This window comes from Microcoleus asticus IPMA8 (assembly GCF_013179805.1).
In the GTDB taxonomy this organism is placed as follows: domain Bacteria; phylum Cyanobacteriota; class Cyanobacteriia; order Cyanobacteriales; family Microcoleaceae; genus Microcoleus; species Microcoleus asticus.
Genome location: NZ_SRRZ01000237.1, coordinates 1 through 4,229, shown reverse-complemented (window position 1 = coordinate 4,229; position 4,229 = coordinate 1). Strand labels below are relative to the sequence as shown.

Genomic DNA, 4,229 nt, shown 5'->3' with positions numbered 1-4,229 from the left:
ACACTTAAAATTCTGAAAAAAAAGTCTTTTACTTATTCCGAAATATTAGCGGAGCAGATACTTTCAAGCATGACAACACTGCATCTCAACAGCAATAGAATTACCGACATCAGCTTCCTCGGCTCGCTCACCAATCTGACCACACTCGATCTCAGCAACAATCAAATTAGCGACATCAGCTTCCTCGGCTCGCTCACCCATCTGACCACACTGAATCTCAGCGACAATCAAATTAGCGACATCAGCTTCCTCGGCTCGCTCACCCATCTGACCACACTGAATCTCAGCGGCAATAGAATTACCGACATCAGCTTCCTCGGCTCGCTCACCCATCTGACAGAGCTGCGTCTTAACGACAATCAAATTATCGAGATCAGCGCCTTGCGATCGCTCACCAATCTGACAGAACTTGATCTCGACTACAATCAAATTACCGAGATCAGCGCCTTGCGATCGCTCACTAATCTGACAGAACTTTGTCTCGACTACAATCAAATTACCGAGATCAGCGCGTTGCGATCGCTCACCAATCTGAGAGCACTGTATCTCGAAAACAATCAAATTACCGAGATTAGTGTGTTAGGCGAACACGCACAAAAAAATCTTACTCTCTCGACTAAGCCAATTGATGCTCAAAAAGCCACAGAAGCCATCAAAGTTGCCTATGCCGCTATTGGCTTACAAGAACCTGAAGTTATTATTTGCAGCAGTCCCCGAGACGCTTTTGTCCAAATCTTCAACTTGCCAAAAGGCGACAATTCACCAAACTGGTCAAACGAAGGGCATGGGAATAGATTGGGGAAAAGGCTAGACGGGAAATGGATGTCCATGTCCCCATCGATTGTGAGAGACTTTACAAGTCCGGCGGTGTGGAAGTATGAGCTCTATTTCATGACGATAGAGTCCGAAGTAGACAGCACACTGAGTTCGCTAATGTACGAAGTGGTTGACGAATATGAGCGATCGGAACGAATGATGGGGAATGTTTTTCCCGATTATTTGGAGGGTTTGAAATACCCTGAAACCCCCACGACTTTGTTTAAGGAAATCTATTTGACTGAATGGTATATCTCTTCATTAGGCGTCAATCTTTCCCAAAAGGCACAAGAAATACTTCGCTGCCAAAAGCAGCTTTTCGAGCATTGCGGTTGGATATTTCCCTTTGAAAAGTTTTGCGCGGTGTGCGATCGCCCCCGTCACCTGCGCTTTGACAGTCAAAACCGCTTGCACGCGGAAGCAGAACCTGCCATTGAGTTTGCGGATGGATGGAATTTTTACTATTATCACGGCGTCAGATTGCCTGAAAAATACGGTCAATTCCACCCAAATCAATGGCAATCACAATGGCTTTTAACAGAAGGCAATGCCGAACTGAGGCGAGTCTTAATTCAAGGAATTGGTTACGATCGCATTTGTCAAGAATTGGAAGCAAAACAAATAGATAGTTGGCAGGAATATTCACTATTAACAATAGATAATGCCGATGTCGAGCCGATTTGTTTGTTAAAAATGACTTGTCCGAGTACGGGATTCATTCACGCTTTGAGAGTGCCGCCTAACCTGACATCTGCTAGGGAGGCAATTCGCTGGGTAAATTGGGATATCGATCCAGAGGAATTTTCCGTGCAGACTTGATATAGCAGAAGGAAGAAGGAAGAGGGAAGAGGGAAGAAGGAAGAAGGAAGAGTTAATATTAGCAAGGATTTCAGCGATCGATAATGTCTTTGTTTTAATTTCAGAAACGAGATGACAATTCCTGGAAGAACGGGCTAGGCTAGTTGTACACTTCTATTTCCATGCCAGGAATGCACCAATAAAACTTCATTCACCCTCCAAACATGGCAAAACAACTAGCAATAGAAACTCGCGGGCTGACGAAACAATTCGATCGTCATATAGCTGTCAATGACATCGATTTGCAAGTAGCAGCAGGCGAAGTATGCGGACTCATCGGCCCCAACGGTGCCGGCAAAACTACTTTGCTGCGGATGTTGGCGGCGGCTGAGGAACCGACTACAGGGGAAATTTACATCAATGGAGATAGGTTATTGCGCGATCGATCGCACCCGATTCTCAAACAGCGCATCGGCTTTCTTCCCGACGACTTTCCCCTCTACGACGACTTGACTGTTTGGGATTATTTAGACTATTTTGCCCGACTCTACAACCTCCAGCAACCGCGCCGCCGAGAGCGAATCAACTCCGTGTTAGAACTCGTGCAACTAACCAACAAGCGCAACAGCTTAATTTCCACCCTGTCGCGGGGGATGAAACAGCGCCTGAGTTTGGGGAGAACTATTATCCACGAACCGCTGTTGTTGTTGTTAGACGAACCCGTTTCTGGCTTAGATCCGATCGCCCGAATGCAGTTCCGCGAAATTATCAAAGCTTTGCAAGAAGCCGGCATGACCGTAATCATATCATCTCACGTCCTCAGCGACTTAGCCGAACTTTGTAGCTGGGTGGGTATCATGGAACTCGGATATCTGGTCGAAAGCGCACCCTTACAAGAACTTTACAAACGCCTCAGCCGCCAGCAAATTTTCATGTCGGTTGTAGGAAATAAATTAGAAGCGCTAACATCGGAATTAAAAAACTTTCCTTGGGTGGAAAATTGGGCAATAATCCGGGAAACTCAACAGGTGTGCGTTGATTTTTCAGGAAGCCCCGAAGATGCGGCAAATTTATTACGCGAACTCGTCGCGGCCAACATTCCCCTAACCGAATTCCACTGCACTCAAGAAGACTTAGAAACCATCTTCCTCAAGATGGGACACCAGCAAGCATCTTAATTTGCTCCTTTCCTGTTTACCTGAATAAACAGTGAGTTATAACTAAGTCGTCACCCATTACTAATCACCAATAACCAATGACACTCCATTTACTAGACAAAATAGGCAACTGGAATCCCCAGTTATTTCGAGAAATCAAAGGCCGCTTGAATACTGGCAATATTGCGATCGCCTCTGCCCTTTCCCTAAGCGCTCAACTGCTACTGTTCAAGTCTTTCAATGCCCAGATACCCGTTCCCCCTGCTAATGGGGAGTACACTAACCCCATCTATCACAGATTTTGCACTTTAGATGGTGACCGTTCCTATGAAAAAATCTGCGTCAGAGATGCCTTCAGCAACTTTGTCATTAACTGGCGGGAGTGGTGGCTAGAGATATTCATTTGGCTGAGCATCTTGAGCGTATTAGCCCTATTAGTAGCAGGGACTTATATGCTGGTCAGCGACTTAGATAAGGAGGAACGACGCGGCACGCTCAACTTTATTCGCCTCAGTCCCCAGTCAGCAAAAACAATTTTTCTCGGCAAAATGCTCGGCGTCCCAATTTTACTGTATCTAGCAGCAATTCTGACAGTACCGCTGCATTTGTACGCTGGATTAGTCGCTCAAATACCCCTGCATGAAATTTTATGTTTCTACATAGCAGTTGCAGCTAGCTGTGCTTTATTTTACAGCGGTGCGATGCTATTTGGATTGACAACCAGTTGGTTGGGAGGATTTCAACCTTGGTTGGCTAGCGCTACGGTTTTTGTTGTGTTTGGGATTTCTTGGCTGCCGCTCACGCGAACTGCTGGGGATGTGTTACATTTTTTGTCTCCCCTTGCTATGCTGAGATATCAGCTTTTTCTAGCTGATAAAACTGATTTCGATTCGTTAGTTGAAAAGTTAGACAAGTTGCAATGGTTTTACTCGCCAGTGGGTACAAATATTGCGAGTGGCCTTGCTTTGTCTCTCTTGGTTTGTGGTACAGGAACCTACTGGATGTGGCAGGGATGGCAGCGCCGCTTTCCAAATCCCAGCGCTACAGTTTTGAGCAAGCGGCAAAGTTATTTGCTAGTTATCTGCTGTCAGGTAATATTTTTAGGGTTTGCACTCCAATCAGACGCCCCAGACAACGCTAATCTCATCTGTTTACTTATCTTGAATTTGGTGATGTTCTTAGCTTTAATTGCAGCTTTAACATCTGACAGACAATCATTGTACGATTGGGCGAGGTATCGCAAACAAATCGTTCCCAGCAATCAGAAGCTGTGGCGACGCTACCCACTACTCGATTTAATTTGGAGCGATAAAAGTCCGGCTGTAGTTGCGATCGCGATCAATTTCCTCAGCTCAGTAATAATTTTAACCAGAAGTGTTGAATGCTTATTTGATAGGATTCTGAAAATAGACATACGAATCCTATAAACTGGTGATTTCAGCAATTAAAAACAAGTTC

The 4,229-nt window shown here is 45.2% G+C and carries 2 protein-coding genes and 2 pseudogenes; all 4 read left to right on the top strand.

Annotation, left to right across the window (positions count from 1 at the left end; genetic code table 11):
* Positions 1-69: 69 nt before the first annotated feature.
* Positions 70-570, top strand: a pseudogene (locus E5S67_RS34965) (leucine-rich repeat domain-containing protein); the annotation flags it as partial.
* Positions 571-1,059: 489 nt separating this feature from the next.
* Positions 1,060-1,635 (top strand): annotated as a pseudogene (locus E5S67_RS34960) (DUF6745 domain-containing protein); the annotation flags it as partial.
* Between the two features lie 203 nt (positions 1,636-1,838).
* Positions 1,839-2,792: an ABC transporter ATP-binding protein gene (locus E5S67_RS31200; RefSeq protein ID WP_172193236.1), complete on the top strand. Its 954-nt coding sequence runs from the start codon at positions 1,839-1,841 to the stop codon at positions 2,790-2,792.
* A gap of 77 nt (positions 2,793-2,869) precedes the next feature.
* A complete protein-coding gene (locus E5S67_RS31195) occupies positions 2,870-4,198 on the top strand; it encodes a hypothetical protein (protein ID WP_246277077.1) in 1,329 nt (442 codons plus the stop codon).
* Positions 4,199-4,229: the final 31 nt, after the last annotated feature.